Origin of the sequence: Celeribacter halophilus, from assembly GCF_900114135.1 — a bacterium.
Classification (GTDB): domain Bacteria; phylum Pseudomonadota; class Alphaproteobacteria; order Rhodobacterales; family Rhodobacteraceae; genus Celeribacter; species Celeribacter halophilus.
Genome location: NZ_FORY01000027.1, coordinates 1 through 21,464, shown reverse-complemented (window position 1 = coordinate 21,464; position 21,464 = coordinate 1). Strand labels below are relative to the sequence as shown.

Here is a 21,464-nt window from a genome sequence, read left to right as displayed (position 1 = left end):
CTCAAGAGCGATGCCGAAGCTCGGCACCGCAGAGTTCAACGTTTAAAATCCGCTGATTATTTTGATCTTCGTGCCATCGGAAAACCTCGAAAACCGGAATGGTGTCGGATCAACCAACGGCGTAACGCCGCGCACCAAGTCAGAGGCCAGACGTCCGGCAGCCGGACCAATCCCGAAGCCGTGGCCGGAGAACCCTGTGGCAATATAGAAACCGGGGACATCCTCGATAGCGGAGATCACCGGAACCGCGTCTGGCGTGACATCAATGGCCCCTGCCCAACGCTGTGCAATCTCGGCTTTCTCGAAGACGGGGAATGCCTTACGAAGATTGGCCAAAGCCTTGTCTTGCAGAGAGAAAGACGGCTTGGGGTCCAACACGCGATTATACTCAAACGGGCTGGCTTCATCGAGCGACCAGGAATTCGGAATCCGTGCTTCGTCATAAAACCTTCCGCCAAAACGCAGCATAAGCGCCTTCCATTCCGCCCCGAGAGCAGGGAGGAATTCGCGCATGTATCGAAAGCTGTCAGGTACGATATCAACGACATTCCGGAACCCGTCGGCAATCGTGTAGCCTCCATCCTGACGTTTACGGATGGAGAACCCATCGGACCAGATCGCATGTTCCGGCCCACCTTCAAGCGGCTTGGTGCGGATGACCGAGTTCTTGACCTTGAGCTGCGGCAAGCGCAGGCCTGTATTGCGTGCAAAGAGACTCGACCATGCGCCACCTGCGAGCACCACCTGTTCGCAGGCAATCTCGCCACGTTCTGTAACCACGCCACTGACGGCCCCAGCCTTGGTCTCAATCCCGCGCACAGCACATTCGGTCAGGATATGCGCGCCACGATCCCGCGCGGCTTCGGCAATGGCGGGAGCGGCCTTTTGCGGCTCCGCCCGTCCATCCGCAGAGGTATAAAGCGCGCCCTCGACAGGCATTTTCATCCCCGGCGTCATAGCCGCGAATTCTTTGGCCAAGAGCATTTTGCTGTCGATTTGATAATCCTTGAGATGATCAAGCCAACGTTCGTGTTCAGAGTATTCTTTCGGCGTGGCACACGCAAAGGCGATGCCCGCGCGTTTATAGCCCAGATCACGCCCCGTGCGCTCCGCCAGTGTCGGCCATATGCGCAAGGCTTCGGCCATCAAGGGGATTTCGCGCGGATCGCGCCGTGTGATACGCACCCAACCCCAATTGCGGCTGGATTGTTCGTGTCCGATCCCGCCCTTTTCACAAAGCGCAACAGAAAGCCCCTGATCCGCCAGTTCCAGCGCAGTCGAACATCCGATAATGCCGCCACCGATTACGACGACATCAACTTTCTTCGGCAATTCCAGATCGCCGTGGACAGGCGTCACGAAAGGACCGGGCATCAGAAACTCTCCTCAAGCTGACAATTCACGCAAAATTCGGCAACGCTCGCCTCATTGGGCAACTCAATCAGCATCCGAATGACGCGCGCGAGGTCTTCAGGCTGGGTCATGGCCTCACCGGACCGATCCGTTAGCCCCATAGCCATATCTGTCGCCACAAAGCCGGGGCATACAGCCGTTGCACGAATACCTTGATCAAATCCCGTATGACGCAACGCATGGGCCAGACCGACCGCTGCAAATTTTGAAATCGAATAGGAACTGGATTGCGTGGACTTCACGCGCTTGCCAGACAAAGAGCCCAAGATAATCACACGTCCCCTGCCCGATTGTGCCAACGCATCCCAACACGCCGCCGCAAAACGGCGCGGCCCTTGCACATTCACTTCCAAAAGCTGTGCCATTTCCTCGTTGGTGATGTCGATCGGGGTTTTGGTGATCGTGATCCCTGCATTGGCAACCACAGCATCAATCCGCCCCCATGCTTTCATGACAGCGTCAGCCCACTGCACAGGGCTTGTAACCTCGGTCGCATCATAGGCGAACAGATGCACCCGCTCAGGCGCAGTTTCTGCCCAGTCCGGCATGACCGGCGTTCGCATTCCCAAAGACACTCGCCACCCGGCATCAAAAAGCGTTTTTGCTGTGGCGGCACCGATGCCACGGCTTGCACCGGAAATAAGGGCTACTTGAGACTGTGTCATAGGCGTTTCTTTCTCATATTCAGATAGGCGCGCTTGAGCATGCGCATAAATTCCCGTCGGTCATCCGGCGCGATGAAATCGAAAAATTCTTCTTCCTGCGCTCGAATGATCTGTCGCACTTCTTCCGCGACAGCATGACCTCGCTCAGTGATGAAAAGAGCCTGCGCCCGCTGGTCTTCGGCATCGGTTTCACGCCGGATGTCCCCCGCCTTCACAAGCGCATCAATGATCCGTCCCGTTGCTGGACGGTCTCTCATGAGCACTTCGGCAATCTGTGATGGCCTTACCCCCGGATAGTCATCGACCAAGAGTAAAGCCGTGATCTTGCCCTTACCTTTGGCCACATCAAGATGCGCCATCCGCTCATCCAGATCCCGAGACACAGCAGAGTCCAGAGACCGGATATACCAGCTGAAGGCACCATCCAGCACATCAACGTGCAGGCCACCGATTGTGATCGGCGCATCAATATCCAGAACATCCTGATCGGAGGGGGCTTTTGTCATATGCGCGTCTTCTTTGTCATCTTTTCTTCATGCTTCCCGTCAAACGCTGACCACGCAACGATTCAGTTGTGTTTCACAACTATTTAATTGTGAAACACAACTATCGCCGCTTTTTTAAGCAAGCATCGACGCCAAACATCAAAAAAGAGGAGCGACCTAACGGTCACTCCTCTCAAAATCTGATCATATCGTCCGGAATTCAGGCGGCTTGACCACCCGGAATCGCAGCCACAAGAGAGCGCGTATACTCATGCTCCGGACTATGGAAAATCTGACTCGGAGGGCCGTTTTCCACCATCTTGCCCCGATGCATCACAATGATTTCGTCACTAATCTGGCTGGCAACCCTCAAGTCATGGGTGATGAACACCATCGCCAGCTTTCGTTCTCGCCGGATTTTATCCAGCAATTCCAAGACCTGCGCTTGAATAGACACATCCAAAGCAGAAACAGCCTCATCCGCGACAATCACCTCGGGGTCAAACATAAGTGCGCGCGCGATCCCGACCCTTTGCCTTTGCCCACCGGAAAATTCATGCGGGTAGCGATCAAAAGCCGACGCGTCCAACCCCACCAGTTCGAGAATATCCTCGGCTTTCTTGCGCGCGTCACTATGAGTCATAAGACTATGGGCAATCGGCCCGACCGTAAGCGCCTGACCAATCGTGAAACGTGGATTGAGAGAAGCATAAGGGTCTTGAAAAATCATCTGGATACGCGGGCGCAAATGACGGAAGTTTTCCTCTGACATTGTTAATGTATTCTCGCCCTGAAACCGGATCTCACCACTGTCAGCAGAAATCAGTTTCATCAGCACTTTCCCCATCGACGACTTGCCCGAACCGGACTCACCGACGATACCGATGGTCTCGCCCTGATGCAGGGTAAAACTGATGTCATCAACCGCCTTAACTTCACGCATCCGGCCCAAAAATCCGCTGCGTGTGCGGTAGGTCTTGTGCAAATTGCGCACTTCCAAAGCTATGGGGCGGCTTTCTGCACGGGCACGGTCCTGCTCCCGCATTTTCGGCACCGCTGCGATGAGTTTCTGCGTGTAGGGATGCTGAGGCTTGTTCAGCACGGATTGCGCATCCCCCTGCTCCACCAACTCACCTTTTTCCATGACGATCACCCGATCTGCAATCTCGGCGACAACGCCGAAATCATGGGTGATAAACATCACGCTCATGCCTTTACGCTTTTGAATACGGGCAATCAGGTCAAGGATTTGTGCCTGTGTCGTCACATCAAGCGCGGTGGTCGGTTCGTCCGCGATCAAGATATCAGGATCAAGCGCCAGTGCCATAGCAATCATGACACGCTGACGCTGGCCGCCTGACAAGCGAAACGGATATTGATGCTGGATCAACACCGGATCAGGCAGGCCGACCTCTGTAAGCATCTCAACCACCTTCTCGGCGCGACTACCCTTTGTGCCTATCCCATGCGTATCCAGCACTTCGCGTATCTGGTCTCCGACGGTCATTAAAGGATTCAACGCAGACAGCGGGTCCTGAAAAATGATCGATACGGAACGGCCACGCAATTTGCGCAACTCCGCTTCCGGCAAATCAAGCAAAGCGCGGCCTTTGAAATCTATCGAACCGCGTTCAACGGTCATGACTTCGGGCAAAAGCCCCATGACCGTATTCGCGGTAACGGACTTACCGGAGCCGGATTCACCGATAATGCAAAGGATTTCCCCAGACATCAGATCAAAATTGATATTTTTCACCGCATGGCGGCGATCATGTTTTCCGGGCAAAGTGATGGACAGGTCGCGCACAGAAAGAACGGGGGCGCCCCCCGAATTGGTATCAGTCATCAGTTTTCTCATCGTTTATAATTATTATACCCGATCAGAAAAAACGAAATGCTTAGAACATGAAAGTCCAGCGCACAAAAAAGGGGCTGCGAAGCGTAAATTTCATCACCATCTTGCACCCCCTACTGGAATTCGCCGCAAAAACAGGCAATTTCAACAGTTTTGCGCCAGCTCTTTGATCACACTGTCTTTGGTCACCTGTCCGATCAGCTTGCCGTCCTTGATCACTCCAACAGGACCGCCTGCTCTCATAAGTTCGCGCATCAACTCTTGGATGGGCATTTCGGCGTCAACAGTCACAGCCAAGTCGCCTTTGCCCTGCACAACGGCGTCCTCGGCAGTCAAAACTCCCAATGGGTTCATATGAGCGACAAATTCCTGAACATACTCATTGGCCGGAGCATCAAAAATATCTTTGGGTGTCCCTACCTGAACAATGCGCCCTCCTTCCAGGATAGCGATGCGATCCCCAAGCTTGAAAGCCTCATCAAGGTCATGACTGACAAAGACAATTGTGCGCTTGAGCGTCTTTTGCAGTTCAATCAGTTCATCCTGCAAATGCGCTCGGATAAGAGGATCAAGCGCAGAGAACGGTTCATCCATCAAAAGAATAGGTGCCTCAGAGGCAAAGGCACGCGCCAGACCGACACGTTGTTGCATGCCACCAGAGAGCTCGGACACTTTGCTCTCGGCCCAATCCGACAAATTTACAAGCGCCAACTGCTTGTCCACTTGCGCCGCACGCTTCGCCTTCGGCACCTCGGCAAGCTCAAGCGCAAGCCCGACATTTTCGCGCACACTACGCCAAGGCAAAAGACCGAACTGTTGAAACACCATTGCCACGCGGGACTGCCGCAAAGCGCGCAACTCTTTTTCAGACGCGTGAGTAACAGTTACCATGTCATCGCCGTCGGAAATTTTCACCTCTCCACGCACCACGGGATTAAGTCCGTTCACAGCGCGAAGAAGTGTGGATTTCCCCGACCCCGACAGCCCCATAAGGACGAGGATCTCTCCCTCTTCAACCTCCAGAGAGCAATTATGGACACCAAGCACCTGTTCCGTTTCACCTTGGATAAAATTGCGATCTTTTCCGGCATCCATCAACGGTAGAGCACTTTGCGGGTCATCCCCGAACACAATGGAAACGTCGTTGAATATAACAGCTTTGCTCATTTGCTTTTGATCCTTAAGACGCGGTCCAACATGATCGCCAGAACAACGATGACAAATCCACTTTCAAAACCCAGCGCTGTATTCACCTGGTTCAATGCACGCACAACAGGCACACCAAGGCCATCCGCTCCCACAAGCGCAGCAATCACGACCATCGACAATGAAAGCATGATTGTCTGGTTCAGGCCCGTCATGATCTGTGGCAGGGCGTATGGAAGCTCTGCCTTCCATAAAATCTGCTTTTTGGTGCCACCAAAGGCCTGCACAGCTTCGATGAGAGCAGGAGGCGTGGAGCTTATGCCAAGGTGGGTCAACCGGATCGGTGCGGGAACCACAAAGATCACGGTGGCCAAAAGACCGGGAACCATCCCTATGCCGAAAAATACAATCGCTGGAATGAGGTAAACAAATGTTGGCAACGTTTGCATCAGGTCGAGAACCGGGCTGAGAAACTTGTAAAATCCGGGGCGACGCGATGCAAAAATCCCCATTGGCACCCCTATCGCCATGCAGACGACACAGGCCGAAATGACAAGGGTGAGGCTTTCGGTGGCCTCCTCCCAGTAATCCTGATTAAGGATAAATAAAAACCCCAATGCCACCAAAAGGCTGGTCTTCCAACTGCGCTGCAAAAGATACGCCAACGCCGCAAAAACCGCGATGACAATGAACGGAGATGGTGTCTGAAGGCACCACAGGAAGACATTAATCAGCCACTCCAAGAGCACAGCGATGGCATCGAACACTCCTTCGCCTTTATCTTGAAGCCAACCAAACAGATCTGCAGCAACATCTCCGACGGGAATTTTATATGCGGTAATCCAATCCATGAGATTTCCTATGGGCATTCAAAATCAGGGCGCTCAAAAGCGCCCTGATTTTAAAATTAAAATAAAAGGTTACAGCCCAAGCGCCGAATTAACCGCCTCGACCGCATCACCACCGTCAATCGTGGTCACGCCCTCAAGCCACGGCATCCAAGCATCCGAATGTGCCGCCAGCCAGGCTTCAGCAGCATCCCGCGGCTTTTCCCCATCATCAAGGATCCCGCTCATAATCTCATTCTCAAGCTGCAAGGAGAACTCGAGATTTTGTAAAAACGTGCCTACATTCTCGCATTCTTCAACGTACCCTGCACGAGTGTTGGTCAAAACTGATGCGCCACCAAAGTCAGGGCCAAAATAGTCGTCCCCACCAGTCAAATACCCCATCTCGATATTCGCGTTCATCGGGTGCGGCTCCCAACCGAGAAAGACGATCGGTTCGTCTTTCTTCGAATAGCGCGCCACCTGCGCCAACATACCTTGTTCGGAGCTCTCTTTGACCTTGAAATCGTCGAGGCCAAATGCGTCAGCGTCAATCATGGACTGGATAAGGCGGTTGCCATCATTGCCCGGCTCAATACCGTAGATTTCGCCATCCAACTCGTCTTCGAATTTCGCAATATCGGCGAAGTCTTTGATACCTAGTTCCATCGCAGCCTTATTCACCGCGAGGGTATATTTGGCCCCTACAAGGTTCGCACGAACAGTATCGACCGTGCCCGCTTCGCGATAAGGCGCAATATCGGCCTCCATCGTTGGCATCCAGTTGCCGAGAAACACATCGACATCACCTTCCGCAATGGACGCATAAGTCACGGGAACAGAAAGCACTTTAATGTCGGTTTCATAGCCCAAAGCATCAAGTAGAGATGTGGCAACAGCCGTTGTGGCAGTAATATCGGTCCAGCCTACATCCGAAAAGGTAACTCGTGAACACTCTGCAACGGCTGCAGAGGCACAAAGTGCGAGGGCGGATGTGGTGAGAATAAGTTTCATAGGGTCCCCTTAGAGGTTAGCATGATGAAATGATTATTGATTGACTGATCAATTAATAAGATGGATAGCTAAAGAAAAGCAACCCGTGACTAAGGATTCTTTTGTGGCGCGAAAACCAGAAGCCGAACGGCGCAGCGAAATCATTGATGCAACGATCAGAGAGATTGGCGCGACAGGGAACTTGAATGTCACTGTCGGCCAGATTGCGAAATCCGCGGGCGTGTCTTCGGGCCTCGCCTTCCACTACTTCAAAGATAAAGACACGCTATTTTTGGCGGCCATGCGTACGATTTTAACCAACTATCGACGCGACGTGAGCATCTTGATGAAGGGAGCCACGACACCCGAGAAGCGGCTCGAAGCCATCGCCAATGCCAGCTTTGGCCTGACAAGCTTTCGCCGTGAAGCAATTTCCGCTTGGGTCAACTTTTACGCCCTCGCCCTCAGATCCCCCGACGCGCGGCGTCTACTCTACATCTACCAAAGACGGCTACACTCGAACCTCGTTTACACCCTGCGCCCGACCTGCGGCGCCCGCGCACCGGATGTCGCACGACGGATAGGCGGGCTGATCGACGGACTTTATCTACGCTACGCGCTTGATCCACAGGCCACTGACGGATCAGAAGGCGCCGATCACATCCTCAGAGCTGCCCGCGCGGAACAAACCGAACTTCACGCAAATGACGCCATGTCTGTCCGAGACGAAGATCCGAACCCGATGGACCCGATCGCCAAACCTCAAGAGTTAAATGACAATGCCTAACATCAAACAGCCCGAAGCGAGCCATTACATCAACGGCCAATATGTCGAGGATAACGCAGGCACAGAGCTTGTGACCCGTTACCCCGCAACCGGCGAGGTCGTGGCCAGTCTCTACGCTGCCACCAATAGCATCGTCGATCATGCCCTCACCGCCGCCGATGCCGCGCGCGCCTCATGGGCCGCCATGACTGGGTCTGAACGCGGCCGCATCCTGCGCAAAGCCGCAGATATTATTCGAGAGCGCAATCGGGAACTGTCGGTTCTCGAAACCCTCGACACCGGTAAGCCTTTGCAAGAAACCCTCGTCGCAGACGCTGCCTCGGGCGCCGATTGCCTTGAGTATTTCGGTGCGATTGCGGCGGGCCTTACAGGAGAGCACATTCAGCTGGGCAAAGATTTCGCCTATACTATTCGTGAGCCTTTGGGAGTTTGCGTTGGCATAGGCGCATGGAACTATCCGATCCAGATCGCCTGCTGGAAAGCCGCGCCAGCATTGGCGTGCGGCAACACTCTTGTGTTCAAACCTTCTGAAATGACGCCATTGAGCGCACTGAAACTCGCAGAAATCCTGACCGAAGCAGGCCTGCCAGACGGCGTTTTCAATGTCATCCAAGGATATGGTGAGACGGGTGGTGCCCTGGTCGACGACTCGCGTGTTGCGAAAGTGTCGCTTACGGGCTCCGTCCCTACAGGGCGCAAAGTTTACGCCGCCGCGGCAAAAGGGATGAAACATGTCACCATGGAATTGGGCGGGAAATCTCCCCTCCTCATTTTTGACGACGCAAGCCTCGACGATGCTGTTTCCGCTGCGATCAACGCCAATTTCTACTCCTCTGGCCAGATCTGCTCCAACGGCACACGGGTCTTCGTGCAAAAGGGCATCTTGCCAGAATTCCTCGCAAGAGTGAAAGAGCGGACACAAAAGGCCATCATCGGTGATCCTTTGGATGAGGCGACAAATTTTGGCCCGATGATTTCTCAGGCCCAATTCGACATCACCCTCAGCTACATCCAAAAAGGCATCGACGAAGGCGCAACCTTGGTCCTTGGCGGCAAAGCTCATCATAAAGGCGGGCTCTATGTCGAACCCACAATCTTCAGCGATGTAACCGATGACATGTCCATCGCACGCGAAGAGATTTTTGGCCCCGTCATGTCCTTCCTGCCCTTTGATACCGAAGAAGAGGCGCTTAGACGTGCCAATGACACAGAGTTCGGGCTCGCCGCCGGTGTATTCACATCGGATCTCACGCGCGCACACCGCGTTGTTGCTGCGTTTGAGGCAGGCACCTGCTGGATCAACACTTACAACCTGACGCCGATCGAAATGCCTTTCGGTGGCACCAAAGCATCAGGCGTAGGCCGTGAGAACGCGAAAGCTGCGATTGAGCATTATTCGGAACTGAAATCCGTCTACGTTGGTATGGGACCGGTCGAAGCCGCCTTTTAGGAGATTAATATGAAAGCAGATTTTGTCATCATCGGCGCAGGCAGCACAGGTTCGGCCATCACATACCGCATCGCGGAAAGCGGTGCATCTGTCCTTGTGATCGAACACGGCGGCCACGACGCCGGCCCCCTCATTCAAATGCCCGCAGCACTCTCCTATCCCATGAATATGTCGCGTTATGACTGGGGCTACAGGTCAGAACCCGAACCACATCTGGACGGCCGCCGCCTCGCAACACCGCGCGGTAAAGTCATCGGAGGCTCATCCTCTATCAATGGCATGGTCTACGTGCGCGGCCATGCTCGTGATTTTGACACATGGGCGGACATGGGTGCCAAAGGCTGGGCCTACAAAGACGTTCTCCCGTATTTCAATCGAATGGAAACATGGCATGAAGGCGGCCATGGCGGTGATCCCCAATGGCGTGGCACAGATGGGCCCCTCCATGTCAGCCGAGGACCCCGTTCGAATGCCCTGTATCACGCCTTTGTCGATGCGGGCGCAGAAGCAGGATATGAACTCACCGGAGACTATAACGGCGAGAAACAAGAAGGCTTTGGCCCTATGGAGCAGACGGTCTATAAAGGCCGGCGCTGGTCAGCGGCCAATGCCTATCTCAAACCCGCCCTCAAACACAAAAACTGCAATATTGTTCGCGGGCTGGTCGAAAAAATCGAGATTGAAGACGGGCGCGCCACAGGTGTGCGCCTCGCGGACGGGCGCGTGATCACGGCCAACCGCGAAGTCGTACTGTGCGCCGGCTCCATCAACTCGCCCAAAATCCTTTTGCAATCGGGCATCGGACCTGCCGAGGAATTGTCGGGACTGGGAATTGAGGTCAAAGCAGATCGCAAAGGCGTTGGCAAAAACCTGCAGGACCATCTTGAAATCTACATGCAAATGGCATCGAAACAGCCAATAACACTATACAAACACTGGAATATCTTCTCGAAAGCACTGATCGGAGCACAATGGCTCCTTACAAAAACAGGGCTCGGCGCGTCGAACCAATTCGAAAGCGCGGCTTTTATCCGCTCGAAAGCAGGCGTGGAATATCCCGACATCCAGTACCACTTTCTCCCCATCGCAATACGGTATGACGGACAGGTCGCGGCCGAAGGTCACGGGTTTCAGACCCATGTCGGCCCAATGCGCTCGCCTTCGCGCGGCGAAGTCACGCTTCGTTCAAAGGACCCGAACGAAGCGCCCCGCATCGTGTTTAACTACATGTCCCATGAAAAAGACTGGGAAGACTTCCGCACCTGCATCCGTCTCACCCGAGAGATATTTGCTCAAGAGGCATTCAAACCTTTCGTCAAACATGAAATCCAGCCTGGCGATGCCGTACAAAGCGACGATGAACTTAACGACTTCATCAAAGAGCATGTAGAAAGCGCCTATCACCCCTGTGGCACCTGCCGGATGGGAGATGCCAGTGACCCTATGGCGGTGGTTGACCCCGAGAACCGTGTGATCGGCATCGACAACCTACGCTGCGCAGACAGTTCCATTTTCCCGCAGATTACCAATGGCAATCTCAACGGCCCCTCGATCATGACGGGTGAAAAAGCGGCGGATCATATCTTGGGGAAAAATCCTCTACCAGCCTCGAACGCTGAACCGTGGATACATCCCGACTGGAAAAACAGCCAGAGATAGAAATCTCCACGGCTCTTTTCAGGGCAAATCATCTGATCAAAAATCTCGTACTCGCGGAGGCGACCAAGCATTCAATCTTGGTCGCCTACATGTATAACCTTTATGACGCATATCCCCCTATGCGCCCCGCCAGACCTCCAACAAAGGACCAACGCATGAGCTACCCCAACACCGAGCTTTTCATCAATGGAACATGGACCCCGGCCGAAGATGGCCGCACCCTGCCCGTGATCGACCCTGCGACGGCCAGCGAAGTCGGCCGTGTCGCCCATGCCAGTATCTCAGATCTGGATCTCGCACTCGAAGCCGTCAGTGAAGGGTTCAAGGTCTGGTCCGCAACCGGTGTCTTTGACCGTTACAAACTCATGCGCCGCGCCGCGGATCTCTTGCGCGAGCGCTGCGACCCAATCGCTGACATCATGACCACCGAACAGGGCAAGCCAATCGCCCAATCTCGCGTGGAAATTCTGGCAGCTGCCGATGTGATCGACTGGTTTGCAGAAGAAGCCCGCCGCACATATGGGCAAGTCATTCCTTCGCGACAAGCCGGCGTGACACAAATCACCGTGAAACAACCCGTCGGCCCCGTCGCCGCCTTCACACCGTGGAACTTCCCGATCAATCAAATGGTGCGCAAAATGTCTGCGGCACTAGCCGCCGGCTGCTCCATCATCGTTAAAGCCCCCGAAGAAACGCCGGCTTCACCGGCCGAATTGATGCGTTGCTTTGCCGACGCGGGGTTGCCTGCCGGCGTCGCCAACCTTGTTTACGGCGATCCCGCTGAAATTTCCGGCTATCTCATTCCACATCCGGTGATCCGCAAGATTTCCTTTACCGGCTCCACGCCGGTGGGCAAACAACTGGCCGCACTGGCCGGCGCTCATATGAAAAAATCGACGATGGAATTGGGCGGTCATGCCCCCGTTCTGGTCTTTGAAGACGCTGATATCGATAAGACCGTTGCGATGATGGCAACCCATAAATTCCGCAATGCAGGGCAGGTTTGCGTCTCGCCAACACGTTTTCTGGTGCAGGACAGCGTGGCCACTCAATTTATCGAAGGCTTTACCAAAGCCGCCCAATCCGTGCGTGTCGGCCCCGGCACCGACCCCGAAACCGAAATGGGACCTCTCGCCAATGACCGGCGCATTCCCGCATTGGAGCGAATGATCGAAGACGCTGTATCGCGCGGCGCAACCTTGGTCACAGGCGGCAAACGCATCGGCAACACCGGATGGTTCTTTGAACCCACAGTGCTTTGCGACGTTCCGACCAATGCCGCAATCATGAACGATGAGCCATTCGGGCCTATAGCGGTAATCAACCGTTTTGACACGACTGACGCCGCACTGCAGGAGGCAAACCGTCTGCCCTTCGGTCTGGCTTCATATGCCTTCACCACGTCCTCCGAAACCGTGACCCGTCTGCAAAACGAAGTCCGCGCCGGGATGCTTACCATCAACCATCTGGGACTGGCCTTGCCCGAAGTGCCTTTTGGCGGCATCGGAGATTCCGGTATCGGAACGGAAGGGGGATCCGACGCAATAGAATCTTATCTCGACACAAGATTTGTGACCCGCATGGATTGAGTTTCCCAGCCCGAAAGGCTGCTCCGTCACGTTTCTCAACACCCTATTTACAACCAGCCCCTCGACATTCGCGTGTCGAAGGGGCAATCCCTACGGCTACGAATGCCGCTCTCATCTGAACGACTACGGCATCAAAACGTCTGGACTTGGCGCATTCGCTAACTCACTCTTAGCACATAAAAGAAACAGCCAACTTTGATAGTTTCGGCCCCTGCGAATAGCGCTCACACAGACTTATTCAGCCCATCCAAAACGCCGCAACAGGAAATCAATCCGCCGCCTTGGCAGCGTTGACTTAGAGCGCGTAAATCCTGCGCCAACGCGGATAGATCCGCGATCTTTGCCTCGACTTCATCAAGGTGCCTGCGCGTCAGAATGTCGACTTCTTCGCACGGGCGCTCGGTTTCGGATGACAACTCAACGAGCTCGCAAATTTGTTCAATGGAAAACCCAAGTGCCCGACATCGACGAATGAATCGCAGGCGCTGGACTTGAGCTTCTCCATAGACCCTCTGATTACTGGCTGTGCGCAAAGGCTCGGGCATCAGTCCAATCTGCTCATAATACCGAATGGTTGGCACTTTGGTACCCGTCAACCGGGCCAGTTCACCGATGCGAATATTCTTGTCTGTCATGCCTTGCCCCTCAAGTAACTAGAGGGGTTATAGATAAGGCGAAACACGTTGAATTGCGAGATATACCATGCCCTGCTGCTCTTCCGACACCTGCGCATCATCGACAGCTGCAATGGCCGACACACGGTTCCGTCGAGTGCTTTGGGTTGTATTGGTGATCAACGCGGCAATGTTTGTGCTGGAACTTGGCGCGGGGATGGTCGCCGGTTCAGCCGCCTTACAAGCGGACGCACTAGACTTTCTGGCAGATGCAGCAAATTACTCGATCAGTCTTGCCGTCTTGGGCGCAGGTTTGCGTTGGCGCGCAGGGGCGGCATGGGTCAAAGGTGCGTCTATGGGAGTGTTTGGCATCTGGGTTCTGGGCACGATCGTTTGGCACATTGCCAACGGGTCTGTCCCACATGCTCCAACAATGGGGCTTATCGGATTGCTTGCGCTTATTATGAACGTGATTTGTCTGGTGCTGCTGACGGCATTTCGGTCGGGGGACGCAAATATGCGATCCGTCTGGATTTGTTCGCGCAATGACGTTGTCGCAAATTGCACGGTGCTCCTTGCGGCTCTCGGGGTATTTGGCACTGGCCACGGCTGGCCCGATTTTATCGTCGCAGGCCTCATGGCTGGTCTGGCTCTTCATGGCGCCGTTCAGATTATGCGCGATGCATCGCGGGAGTGGCGCGACTTACGTAAGCACCCAGTTCCGCTCCTGCACTGACTTTTAATACATCAAAGGAAGATACAATGCTCATACTGCAACCCGAACGCATTCAGGAATTGCGCCGAGCCCGAGGGATGGGCCGAACAAAATTGGCCAAAATATCGGGGTTGACCGAACGCCAAATCGCACGCTTGGAAGGTGCCTTACCGTGGAGAGGCGAACTCAGCTCCGACATGGCATTGCGTCTCGCAGCGGCGCTGCAAGTGGAACCGGAAACTCTACTAGGGGATCAGCCTTTGACCGAGGCAGACAAAGCAGCACGCCCGAAGACGACCAGCTGTAGCTGTTGCAATTAACACTCCCAAGCTCGGCGTGAGAGACATGATTTTCCAAGATGGATCAAATCAATTGGGCGGCCCTCTCTGCTGCGGCACGGGCAATCTCAGCGCATTTTATGTGTGATCTACCTTCCTCGCTCCATGCCTTGCGGCAAAGAACGATTTCAACACCTGTCATGAGAAGCAGCATAGGGATGGCCTCAGATCCGTCACACAAAGCCGACCTGCCATATCACAAGCGGCACGACCGATAGCTCAGCAATAGAAATCACGACGAGAACACCGTCCCGAGCCAGCAACCCTGCCCCGAACATGGCAATGGCACCCGACGCAATAGAGCCGGAAGTCGGGATGACCTCCATAAATGGCATGAACAAAGTCAAGCAAAGTATCAGACTCAGCGAGCCCCACAGCCAAGGCCGTTCAAACACAATGGTGAAACGCACCTTCAGAAATCTTTCAACAAAGCGAACCGGTTGTCGCAACCATGCGATGCCATCCACTATTGTCTTTCTGGAGACTCTGCGGCGCATTATGAAATCTGGCAACCAGACGGACTTCTTCCCCAAAATCAATTGGGTTGTCAGACTGAACACAATCAAGGCCGTTGCTGTCGTGAGCCCCGGGATTGTGCTTGCGGGCGACGTGCAGATCAAAGCAAAAATCAATATAAGGGAGGCAAACGAACTCCGACCGCTCGCATCGACAATATCGCGGACACAAACCTGCTCGTCTGTCAGTCCATCTTCCAGTTGATCCAGCACATCACTCAGGGCGTGTGTGTTTTCTCGCGTCATACTGCGTCTCCTACACCGGCATAACCGCCCCATGTTGCTAAAGGTTTCCTCCTGCGTGTGAGAATGGCGACGTCGGCATCAACATGCATCACAGCGGCGACGCTCCCATCTACTCCTCTCGATGATCCCTAAAACCCAGGCCCCTGATTATCGTCAGCGGGAGGCTCGAGCCCGCGGTCGAATCCCACCTCACGGCTCCCATCAAAGAATGTTTCCACGCCATCCGCCTCAGCACGCAACCACTGCTGGCCATCACGGTTCACAAAGGACAAGCGAAGAGTGGCAACGCCCTGCTTGCGAGCAGCCTTCCGCGCGCTGGAAATCAATTCTCCCCGCGTCAACGCACCTGCTTGCTCTGCACCGGCTCTCCCATCAGGCGCAGAACTCTGGCAATTCCTGCTTCCATTCGTGCCATCTGCTGTTTTTGGTTTGCCATCTCCAAGGTGAGCGCCTGCACCCTTTCCCGCGTCTCGGTATCCGCTTCGAGTGCGGTCACGGCCCGCTCCATCTGCTCGCGGATCAGGCTGATTTCCGTCACGAATTGATCCACCCGCTCTGACAAGGCCGGCGCTTCTTCCTGAGCCATGATCTTTTGCAGCGGCTCGATCAGCGCTGTGAGCTTCCGGAGTTCGACCAGAAGTTCCGGCCAGTCTTGGGGATGTGAAGTTTCGGTCATTCAATGCCTTCAATCTTTTTGTGATAGTCTTCCAGTCTGCAGATGACGCGCGGACCAAGCCCTGCACCAAAAGCATCCGGGTCTGGCGATGTCGCAAGTTGTTGGCGAGATCCAACAGATATGACCTCAGCCGTCCGAAGACGGTTGCGGGCTGTTGAGCGCATCGAAAAAGTCGAGCATCCGGCGCATGGCCTTGCGCTCCTTTTCCAACTCCGCGACCCGATCTTCCAGATCCTGGATGCGACACGCCTGTTCTGCCGTCAATTTCTCTAGTTGCCTGGCCAGTTGCTGTTCTAGCGGGCTTAATGTCTGTGCCATATTGCACTCCTTTCATGGATATCGTGTCAAAGAGCCATTGCGGCCTAGGTCCGCTCAGGATCGCCAGGGGCTCAAACTCACGTTGAACAGCGTGACCATACTTGGCTGAATTGGAAATTGCCCTCCTCGCCATAGCTTCGCCCAGTTCTGTTGGGCTTGCGGCCAGCTCAGCGCGGCGGGAGACACCGTATTCATCCGTCTTCCTGGTCGTGAGCAGATTTCCGTCTATAAATGCATCGGAAAAATAGAAGCCGCCAAGGCGGACCATCTCACTCGTTTCGCGATTATAGAACGTGACGGTGTCCTTACTTGTTCTCGTCGGGATAAGACGGCTGTCACTTTCGCTGATGATGTTATTCACCAGTTGCTCCCTGTTCTCCAGCTTACCCCACTCGACCAAACATTCCGCCATCCCGCGCACACTTCTTCCGGGATCATCAGGCACGCGGCCACCAGATCGTGCCGCTTCGCGCTGTAGTTTCAAGAGCATGTCCGAAGGTTTCGTCATTTGCCGACGGGACGCATCGAGGGGGTCGGCCCAGCCTAAATATGTAATCAGAACATTGCGGCAGCTGTCCCACATTCTACGATATGTGTTCAGCGGCGGATGGGGGTTATAGGCACGTATTCGGCCCCTGGAATTTCTGACCACTCGCGGCATAAGTATATTTACTTCCAAGCGGCCCGTGTGCGTGTGCGTCCCAATCAGCGGCCGCAAACGCGCCCATGTTGGTATGCCCGCATAGGCAACTTCGAAAAACAATCCGAGTGCTTGGTATACGTCACGTCTCACCTCTGGGTCGAAGTCATTGAAGGCATCAACGGATACCTCTTCCGGAGCAAAAGAAAGCGTCGAGACAGAATACCTGTGCATCTGCCGCAACGCCCTCAATGTCAAAACCATAAGCTCCGGGGTGCCCATCAACAATTCCGGCGCGGGATTACGCTCGATGGCGACACTGCGACCCTCAAGGTTTTTCTTGACATGTGCGGACAACAAATAGCGGATCACCGCTTCCGGCGAACTATTCGCATGAGACCCTGTATGACGAGACCACGTGATCATCATGACTTAAGACTTTCACCAATCGCCCGAAGATGACGTTCGATTTCGACAAGCTTGAAAAGCGTGAGAACGATCTGACGGCGGTCCCCCTCGCCGAGAGCGAAAGCAATATCCCTCAGGTCCTGATCGATACATTGCAGAGTTTCGATAAAAGCGATGAGATGCCCCAGATTGCCCCTTGGCGCATCAGATTCATGGCACTGGACCAAATACCGCGAGACACTCATATCTCCCTGCTTCGCGGCGGCTTTAATCCCCTTCCACGTCTCATCATTGACATAGATTTCTCTTCTCTTCACCCGCTCGGTGTCTGCTTTTCTCTGTGATGTCATATTCGAAATACTTTATTGATTACATTGCATTACCCCCGGCGTTCGAGGAGCCTTGATGTCTACAAGACTTTCACAGTCCGATGAAAATTCAAAAATCATTTTTGCATTGCGATAAAAATCACATTGCTGATCGGAAATGCCGCAGGACTTCTAGGTCAGTCGGAAGCCTGTCCTAGAGTGAAGTAGCAAGGAGGCCCGCATCCATGTTCGCCCCTTTACCCGATAGGATCGCTCTTGAGTGAGATAGAAATCGCCGCATTTGGTTCGACACGTGAGGCCGACAAAGCATGCCTCGCACGCCGGACCCGTGGAAAAACAGCGCGCGGAAAACGACGTCTAGATGCGCTCTACGCACCCCCAAACCCATGCACGCTGCCCCACTCCGATTTCCATATCGAAGGTCTGGTTGCCAAGACATTTATGCCCCCCTATTCTCTCATATGAGGACGACCTCACCATCTTGGTCACCATACGGGACGGCCCGGCACAAGGAGAACAAGCATGGCTTGGATCTGTCTGTTCATAGCCGGCATTCTGGAAGTTATCTGGGCTTTCGCGATGAAAAAGTCTCTCGGCTTCACTCTTATCACCCCGACGATCATCACCATTGTCACGATGATTGCCAGCTTCGGGCTGCTGTCCGTCGCGATGAAAACACTGCCACTCGGCACGGCATATACGATATGGACAGGCATCGGTGCCATTGGCGCGTTCATCCTCGGGATCGCCGTCTTGGGAGAGAGTGTCACGCTAACACGGATCATTGCGGCACTGCTCATCATCAGCGGCATCATCACGATGAAACTGGCCGGACCTCATTGACTTGCGACCAAAAGAAACGGCGACAGCATGTCAGACAAAAGGGCAATGTCATCCACCGATCGATCACCGCCCTCCCTCTCCGACACGCTGCTCCACTCACAATTGGCGGTATCAAATTCTGGATCTCGTTTTGCATCATCAGAACACCCACGCGAAACTGCATATAGATGACGTTTACCAGAATCCTCCTAGAGGACCGTCGCCCCACCTGCCCCCGACAGCCAACGGAAACCTCTCTTGAAAACCCGGACGCCTACGTCCTTTTAAGATACGCGTAGAAAAATCAACTTCATGGAAACGGGCATAAAATTGAAGGAGGCTCACTCAATCAAGTAGATATGCTAGAACGCCGTTAGACAGGGCGGGTCGTGTGAATTTGTCGCGCTTGCAAAAGCTTCATGCCAGAATCTCATAAGCGGCCATTCAATCCCGGCCAGAGCCAAACTGTCATGCTGTATCGGGCACCGAGGCCGGCAATGCGCAGATAGCGACCTTTGCAAAATCTCCCGCCTGAGAGGCATGCTGCTGTAAGGACGGCCCATTGCAGGCGTTTATACAGTTGCATCCGTGCTAAGCCGCAGTTTTCCTATAGCTGCCGTTCGATACTGCATGCAGAAAATTTACGTTGCGAGTTTGGAAACGCGGACGGTTTCTTCTTGCGATTTGCTTATTTTTTGGGCATTTAGTTCGTTCTTAGCCCAGAAAGACCGCGTTATGAATACAATAGACGAAAAACTCCAGCCTATTCTTAGCACCGTTTTGCATCGAAATGCGGGGGAGCCTGAATTTCATCAGGCCGCGCGTGAGGTGCTTGAAAGCCTTGGTCGTGTCATCGCCAGAAAACCTGAATACTCTGACGAGGCCCTGATCGAGAGGATTTGCGAACCCGAACGCCAGATCATCTTCCGCGTGCCGTGGGTCGATGACAACAATCAGGTTCAGATCAACCGTGGCTTCCGCGTGCAGTTCAATTCGGCGCTTGGCCCCTATAAGGGCGGCATCCGTTTTCATCCGTCTGTCAACCTCGGGATCATCAAGTTTCTGGGGTTCGAGCAGATTTTCAAAAACGCGCTGACGGGTTTGCCGATCGGTGGCGGCAAGGGCGGTTCGGACTTTGATCCCAAAGGGAAGTCGGACCGCGAGATCATGCGGTTCTGCCAGTCTTTCATGATCGAATTGCATCGTCATATCGGCGAATATGTGGATGTGCCTGCTGGTGATATCGGCGTAGGCGCACGCGAGATCGGCTATATGTTCGGCATGTATAAACGCCTCAACAACCGTTTCGAGGCGGGGGTCCTTACGGGCAAAGGACTGGTCTATGGCGGTTCCCGCGCGCGCAAGGAAGCAACGGGGTTCGGAACGGCCTTCTTCCTTCGCTCCATGCTTGGCGTGAAAGGAATTGATCTGGAAGGCAAACGCTGCGTGGTATCAGGGTCGGGCAACGTTGCGATCTATGCAATGGAGAAGCTCATTTCCTTTGGCGCCAAGGTCGTGGCCTGTTCGGATTCCAACGGCTACATCGTGGATGACAACGGCATCGATCTTGATCTGGTCAAGCAGATCAAGGAGGTCAAGCGAGGACGGATCAAGGATTACGTCGCCCTGCGTGGCGACGGGTGTCACTATGTTGATAACGGTTCGATCTGGGATGTGCCTTGCGAAATCGCCTTACCCTGCGCCACCCAGAACGAGTTGCACGGCAGCGACGCCAAGAAGCTCATCGAGAATGGTGTGATCGCTGTGGCGGAAGGGGCGAATATGCCCTCCACGCCTGAGGCCGTGCGTCTGTTCCAGTCCGCAGATATCCTCTTTGCGCCAGGGAAAGCGGCCAATGCGGGCGGTGTAGCAACATCTGCGCTTGAAATGCAGCAGAACGCCAGCCGCGATAGCTGGAGCGCGGCCAAGACCGAAAGCCGTCTTGAAGAAATCATGATCAACATCCATCAATCCTGCCACGAAACAGCCGAAGAATACGGTGTTCCGGGGGATTATGTTCTTGGTGCCAATATTGCGGGCTTCGAGCGCGTGGCTGATGCGATGCGGGCAATGGGAGTGATTTAAAGGCGACGGCGGGGCCGTGCTTTGGGATAATGGTGGCCGTATCATCCATGCCAACTCCGCGACGCGAGATATGGCACAAGACGCGTCGTTCTTCACTGTCTCCAACGACAGGCTTCGTTTGGACGATCCCAATTGCGCTGCGGCCCTTCACAGTGGGATAGTGGATATGAAAGAAGGCACACCAGCGTCGGAAAAAGGTGACAGGCGTGATTCTGCATGGAACGGATCATCCATTTCTGCCCTCATAGGAACGCTCGAAATCCCAGCAAGCTCAGTTCCAGACGACCCGCAATTTGCCCTGTATCTATCGCCACCCGCACAGACCCAATAGGTATCTGAAAAACTTGATCGATCTGTTCGATCTTACGCCTATCGAAGCCCATGTCGAAGCACTTCTCTCTCGTGGCGCGCGCCCATCGTAGTTCACGGACACGCTGAGAGTTTCGTCTACAACCATCGCCCTTCACATCCGCAACCTGCTGAAAAAAAAAGCACCATTCGACAGACCGACCCGATCGCTCTCATCCTTGCCGGGCCAATGGTCGCTGAAACACCACAAGCGCATCAGGTCCGTAATGCTCCGGCGAGGGCCGTCTGAACAGGGCTTGGCTCCGATGGTAAGTCCGACCTTATGTCCGACTTTATCAACTGTTCCCAAATTGAAGTTCTTTCCGCGACCGATGGCGTTCGCCGTCGGTCCTGGTCTGATGATGACAAACTACGCATTGTGGAGGAAAGCTTTGTTGGTCACCGACAGGTGACCGCGACAGCTCGGCGGCATGGTATTTGCCGCTCGCTTCTGACCACTTGGCGGCGGCAGTATAGAAACGGAGAGCTTGGCTCTTCTCGCCCGGTGTCATTTACGCCGGTGAGTGTAACGCAGAGCGGG

At 54.3% G+C, this 21,464-nt stretch carries 21 protein-coding genes; 10 read left to right on the top strand and 11 right to left on the bottom strand.

Annotation, left to right across the window (positions count from 1 at the left end):
* Window positions 1-42 precede the first annotated feature (42 nt).
* The 7 genes from BM152_RS17060 to BM152_RS17030 form a co-directional block, all read right to left on the bottom strand.
* Complete coding sequence (locus BM152_RS17060; protein ID WP_066606698.1) at window positions 43-1,374, bottom strand: NAD(P)/FAD-dependent oxidoreductase; 1,332 nt, start codon at window positions 1,372-1,374, stop codon at window positions 43-45.
* Window positions 1,374-2,078, bottom strand: coding sequence for an SDR family NAD(P)-dependent oxidoreductase (locus BM152_RS17055; protein WP_066606692.1), 705 nt, complete (start codon window positions 2,076-2,078; stop codon window positions 1,374-1,376). Before BM152_RS17055 ends, BM152_RS17060 begins: the two co-directional genes overlap by 1 nt.
* On the bottom strand, window positions 2,075-2,584 hold the full coding sequence (locus tag BM152_RS17050; RefSeq protein ID WP_066606689.1) for a MarR family winged helix-turn-helix transcriptional regulator: 510 nt from the start codon (window positions 2,582-2,584) through the stop codon (window positions 2,075-2,077). Before BM152_RS17050 ends, BM152_RS17055 begins: the two co-directional genes overlap by 4 nt.
* Window positions 2,585-2,783: 199 nt before the next feature.
* A complete protein-coding gene (locus tag BM152_RS17045) occupies window positions 2,784-4,409 on the bottom strand; it encodes an ABC transporter ATP-binding protein (RefSeq protein ID WP_231730563.1) in 1,626 nt (541 codons plus the stop codon).
* A 153-nt stretch (window positions 4,410-4,562) separates the two neighbouring features.
* Window positions 4,563-5,585 (bottom strand): choline ABC transporter ATP-binding protein, encoded by a 1,023-nt coding sequence (gene choV, locus BM152_RS17040; protein ID WP_066606685.1) that lies wholly within the window; start codon window positions 5,583-5,585, stop codon window positions 4,563-4,565.
* Window positions 5,582-6,415 carry a choline ABC transporter permease subunit gene (gene choW / locus BM152_RS17035; protein WP_066606676.1) on the bottom strand — a complete coding sequence of 278 codons (834 nt, stop codon included), beginning with the start codon at window positions 6,413-6,415 and terminating at the stop codon, window positions 5,582-5,584. Before choW ends, choV begins: the two co-directional genes overlap by 4 nt.
* A 69-nt stretch (window positions 6,416-6,484) precedes the next feature.
* On the bottom strand, window positions 6,485-7,405 hold the full coding sequence (locus BM152_RS17030; protein ID WP_066606673.1) for a choline ABC transporter substrate-binding protein: 921 nt from the start codon (window positions 7,403-7,405) through the stop codon (window positions 6,485-6,487).
* Window positions 7,406-7,508: 103 nt separating this feature from the next.
* On the opposite strand from BM152_RS17030, the gene betI reads away from it, so the two are divergent.
* The 4 genes from betI (at window position 7,509) to BM152_RS17010 (ending at window position 12,869) form a co-directional block, all read left to right on the top strand.
* On the top strand, window positions 7,509-8,171 hold the full coding sequence (betI, locus tag BM152_RS17025; RefSeq protein WP_074914561.1) for a transcriptional regulator BetI: 663 nt from the start codon (window positions 7,509-7,511) through the stop codon (window positions 8,169-8,171).
* Window positions 8,164-9,621, top strand: a complete 1,458-nt coding sequence (gene betB, locus BM152_RS17020) for a betaine-aldehyde dehydrogenase (RefSeq protein ID WP_414835856.1) — start codon at window positions 8,164-8,166, stop codon at window positions 9,619-9,621. The genes betI and betB overlap by 8 nt, the downstream gene beginning before the upstream one ends.
* Before the next feature lie 9 nt (window positions 9,622-9,630).
* The gene (gene betA / locus BM152_RS17015) at window positions 9,631-11,280 is read left to right on the top strand and encodes a choline dehydrogenase (RefSeq protein ID WP_066606666.1); all 1,650 of its coding nucleotides are present in this window, start codon (window positions 9,631-9,633) and stop codon (window positions 11,278-11,280) included.
* 155 nt (window positions 11,281-11,435) lie between these two features.
* Window positions 11,436-12,869, top strand: coding sequence for an NAD-dependent succinate-semialdehyde dehydrogenase (locus BM152_RS17010; RefSeq protein WP_066606663.1), 1,434 nt, complete (start codon window positions 11,436-11,438; stop codon window positions 12,867-12,869).
* A 224-nt stretch (window positions 12,870-13,093) separates the two neighbouring features.
* On the opposite strand, the gene BM152_RS17005 is transcribed toward BM152_RS17010, so the two are convergent.
* Window positions 13,094-13,504 carry a MerR family transcriptional regulator gene (locus tag BM152_RS17005; protein WP_066606658.1) on the bottom strand — a complete coding sequence of 137 codons (411 nt, stop codon included), beginning with the start codon at window positions 13,502-13,504 and terminating at the stop codon, window positions 13,094-13,096.
* A 112-nt stretch (window positions 13,505-13,616) separates the two neighbouring features.
* Between BM152_RS17005 and BM152_RS17000 the strand changes: the two genes are divergently transcribed.
* Both BM152_RS17000 and BM152_RS19720 read left to right on the top strand, forming a co-directional pair.
* Entirely contained in the window at window positions 13,617-14,219 is a 603-nt protein-coding gene (locus BM152_RS17000; protein ID WP_231730562.1) for a cation efflux transmembrane domain-containing protein, read from the top strand.
* A 26-nt stretch (window positions 14,220-14,245) separates the two neighbouring features.
* Window positions 14,246-14,518, top strand: coding sequence for a helix-turn-helix domain-containing protein (locus tag BM152_RS19720; protein WP_066606654.1), 273 nt, complete (start codon window positions 14,246-14,248; stop codon window positions 14,516-14,518).
* A gap of 191 nt (window positions 14,519-14,709) precedes the next feature.
* Here BM152_RS19720 and BM152_RS16990 read toward each other — a convergent pair whose 3' ends face one another.
* The 3 genes from BM152_RS16990 to BM152_RS16975 form a co-directional block, all read right to left on the bottom strand.
* Entirely contained in the window at window positions 14,710-15,297 is a 588-nt protein-coding gene (locus BM152_RS16990) for an exopolysaccharide biosynthesis protein (protein WP_066606653.1), read from the bottom strand.
* A gap of 337 nt (window positions 15,298-15,634) precedes the next feature.
* Entirely contained in the window at window positions 15,635-15,973 is a 339-nt protein-coding gene (locus BM152_RS16980) for a hypothetical protein (protein ID WP_074914558.1), read from the bottom strand.
* A 126-nt stretch (window positions 15,974-16,099) separates the two neighbouring features.
* Entirely contained in the window at window positions 16,100-16,291 is a 192-nt protein-coding gene (locus BM152_RS16975) for a hypothetical protein (protein ID WP_074914556.1), read from the bottom strand.
* Window positions 16,292-17,389: 1,098 nt separating this feature from the next.
* On the opposite strand from BM152_RS16975, the gene BM152_RS19455 reads away from it, so the two are divergent.
* The 4 genes from BM152_RS19455 to tnpA form a co-directional block, all read left to right on the top strand.
* Window positions 17,390-17,683 (top strand): hypothetical protein, encoded by a 294-nt coding sequence (locus BM152_RS19455; protein ID WP_211435254.1) that lies wholly within the window; start codon window positions 17,390-17,392, stop codon window positions 17,681-17,683.
* 507 nt (window positions 17,684-18,190) lie between these two features.
* Window positions 18,191-18,511 (top strand): DMT family transporter, encoded by a 321-nt coding sequence (locus tag BM152_RS16965; RefSeq protein WP_074914553.1) that lies wholly within the window; start codon window positions 18,191-18,193, stop codon window positions 18,509-18,511.
* Window positions 18,512-19,225: 714 nt separating this feature from the next.
* On the top strand, window positions 19,226-20,575 hold the full coding sequence (gene gdhA, locus BM152_RS16960) for an NADP-specific glutamate dehydrogenase (protein WP_066606717.1): 1,350 nt from the start codon (window positions 19,226-19,228) through the stop codon (window positions 20,573-20,575).
* 631 nt (window positions 20,576-21,206) lie between these two features.
* The coding region (gene tnpA, locus BM152_RS16955) for an IS66-like element accessory protein TnpA (protein WP_139222530.1) at window positions 21,207-21,464 on the top strand (258 nt) is incomplete at its 3' end.

Bases quoted from the DNA above. Each gene is read 5' to 3' on its own strand.
- BM152_RS16980 (WP_074914558.1), bottom strand. From the start codon at position 15,973: ATGACCGAAACTTCACATCCCCAAGACTGGCCGGAACTTCTGGTCGAA.
- BM152_RS17055 (WP_066606692.1), bottom strand. From the start codon at position 2,078: ATGACACAGTCTCAAGTAGCCCTTATTTCCGGTGCAAGCCGTGGCATC.
- gdhA (WP_066606717.1), top strand. From the start codon at position 19,226: ATGAATACAATAGACGAAAAACTCCAGCCTATTCTTAGCACCGTTTTG.
- choV (WP_066606685.1), bottom strand. From the start codon at position 5,585: ATGAGCAAAGCTGTTATATTCAACGACGTTTCCATTGTGTTCGGGGAT.
- betA (WP_066606666.1), top strand. From the start codon at position 9,631: ATGAAAGCAGATTTTGTCATCATCGGCGCAGGCAGCACAGGTTCGGCC.
- betB (WP_414835856.1), top strand. From the start codon at position 8,164: ATGCCTAACATCAAACAGCCCGAAGCGAGCCATTACATCAACGGCCAA.
- BM152_RS16990 (WP_066606653.1), bottom strand. From the start codon at position 15,297: ATGACGCGAGAAAACACACACGCCCTGAGTGATGTGCTGGATCAACTG.
- BM152_RS19455 (WP_211435254.1), top strand. From the start codon at position 17,390: ATGACGTTCGATTTCGACAAGCTTGAAAAGCGTGAGAACGATCTGACG.
- BM152_RS17050 (WP_066606689.1), bottom strand. From the start codon at position 2,584: ATGACAAAAGCCCCCTCCGATCAGGATGTTCTGGATATTGATGCGCCG.
- BM152_RS17000 (WP_231730562.1), top strand. From the start codon at position 13,617: ATGGCCGACACACGGTTCCGTCGAGTGCTTTGGGTTGTATTGGTGATC.
- BM152_RS17045 (WP_231730563.1), bottom strand. From the start codon at position 4,409: ATGACTGATACCAATTCGGGGGGCGCCCCCGTTCTTTCTGTGCGCGAC.
- BM152_RS17060 (WP_066606698.1), bottom strand. From the start codon at position 1,374: ATGCCCGGTCCTTTCGTGACGCCTGTCCACGGCGATCTGGAATTGCCG.
- BM152_RS17030 (WP_066606673.1), bottom strand. From the start codon at position 7,405: ATGAAACTTATTCTCACCACATCCGCCCTCGCACTTTGTGCCTCTGCA.
- BM152_RS17010 (WP_066606663.1), top strand. From the start codon at position 11,436: ATGAGCTACCCCAACACCGAGCTTTTCATCAATGGAACATGGACCCCG.
- choW (WP_066606676.1), bottom strand. From the start codon at position 6,415: ATGGATTGGATTACCGCATATAAAATTCCCGTCGGAGATGTTGCTGCA.
- BM152_RS16975 (WP_074914556.1), bottom strand. From the start codon at position 16,291: ATGGCACAGACATTAAGCCCGCTAGAACAGCAACTGGCCAGGCAACTA.
- BM152_RS19720 (WP_066606654.1), top strand. From the start codon at position 14,246: ATGCTCATACTGCAACCCGAACGCATTCAGGAATTGCGCCGAGCCCGA.
- BM152_RS16965 (WP_074914553.1), top strand. From the start codon at position 18,191: ATGGCTTGGATCTGTCTGTTCATAGCCGGCATTCTGGAAGTTATCTGG.
- BM152_RS17005 (WP_066606658.1), bottom strand. From the start codon at position 13,504: ATGACAGACAAGAATATTCGCATCGGTGAACTGGCCCGGTTGACGGGT.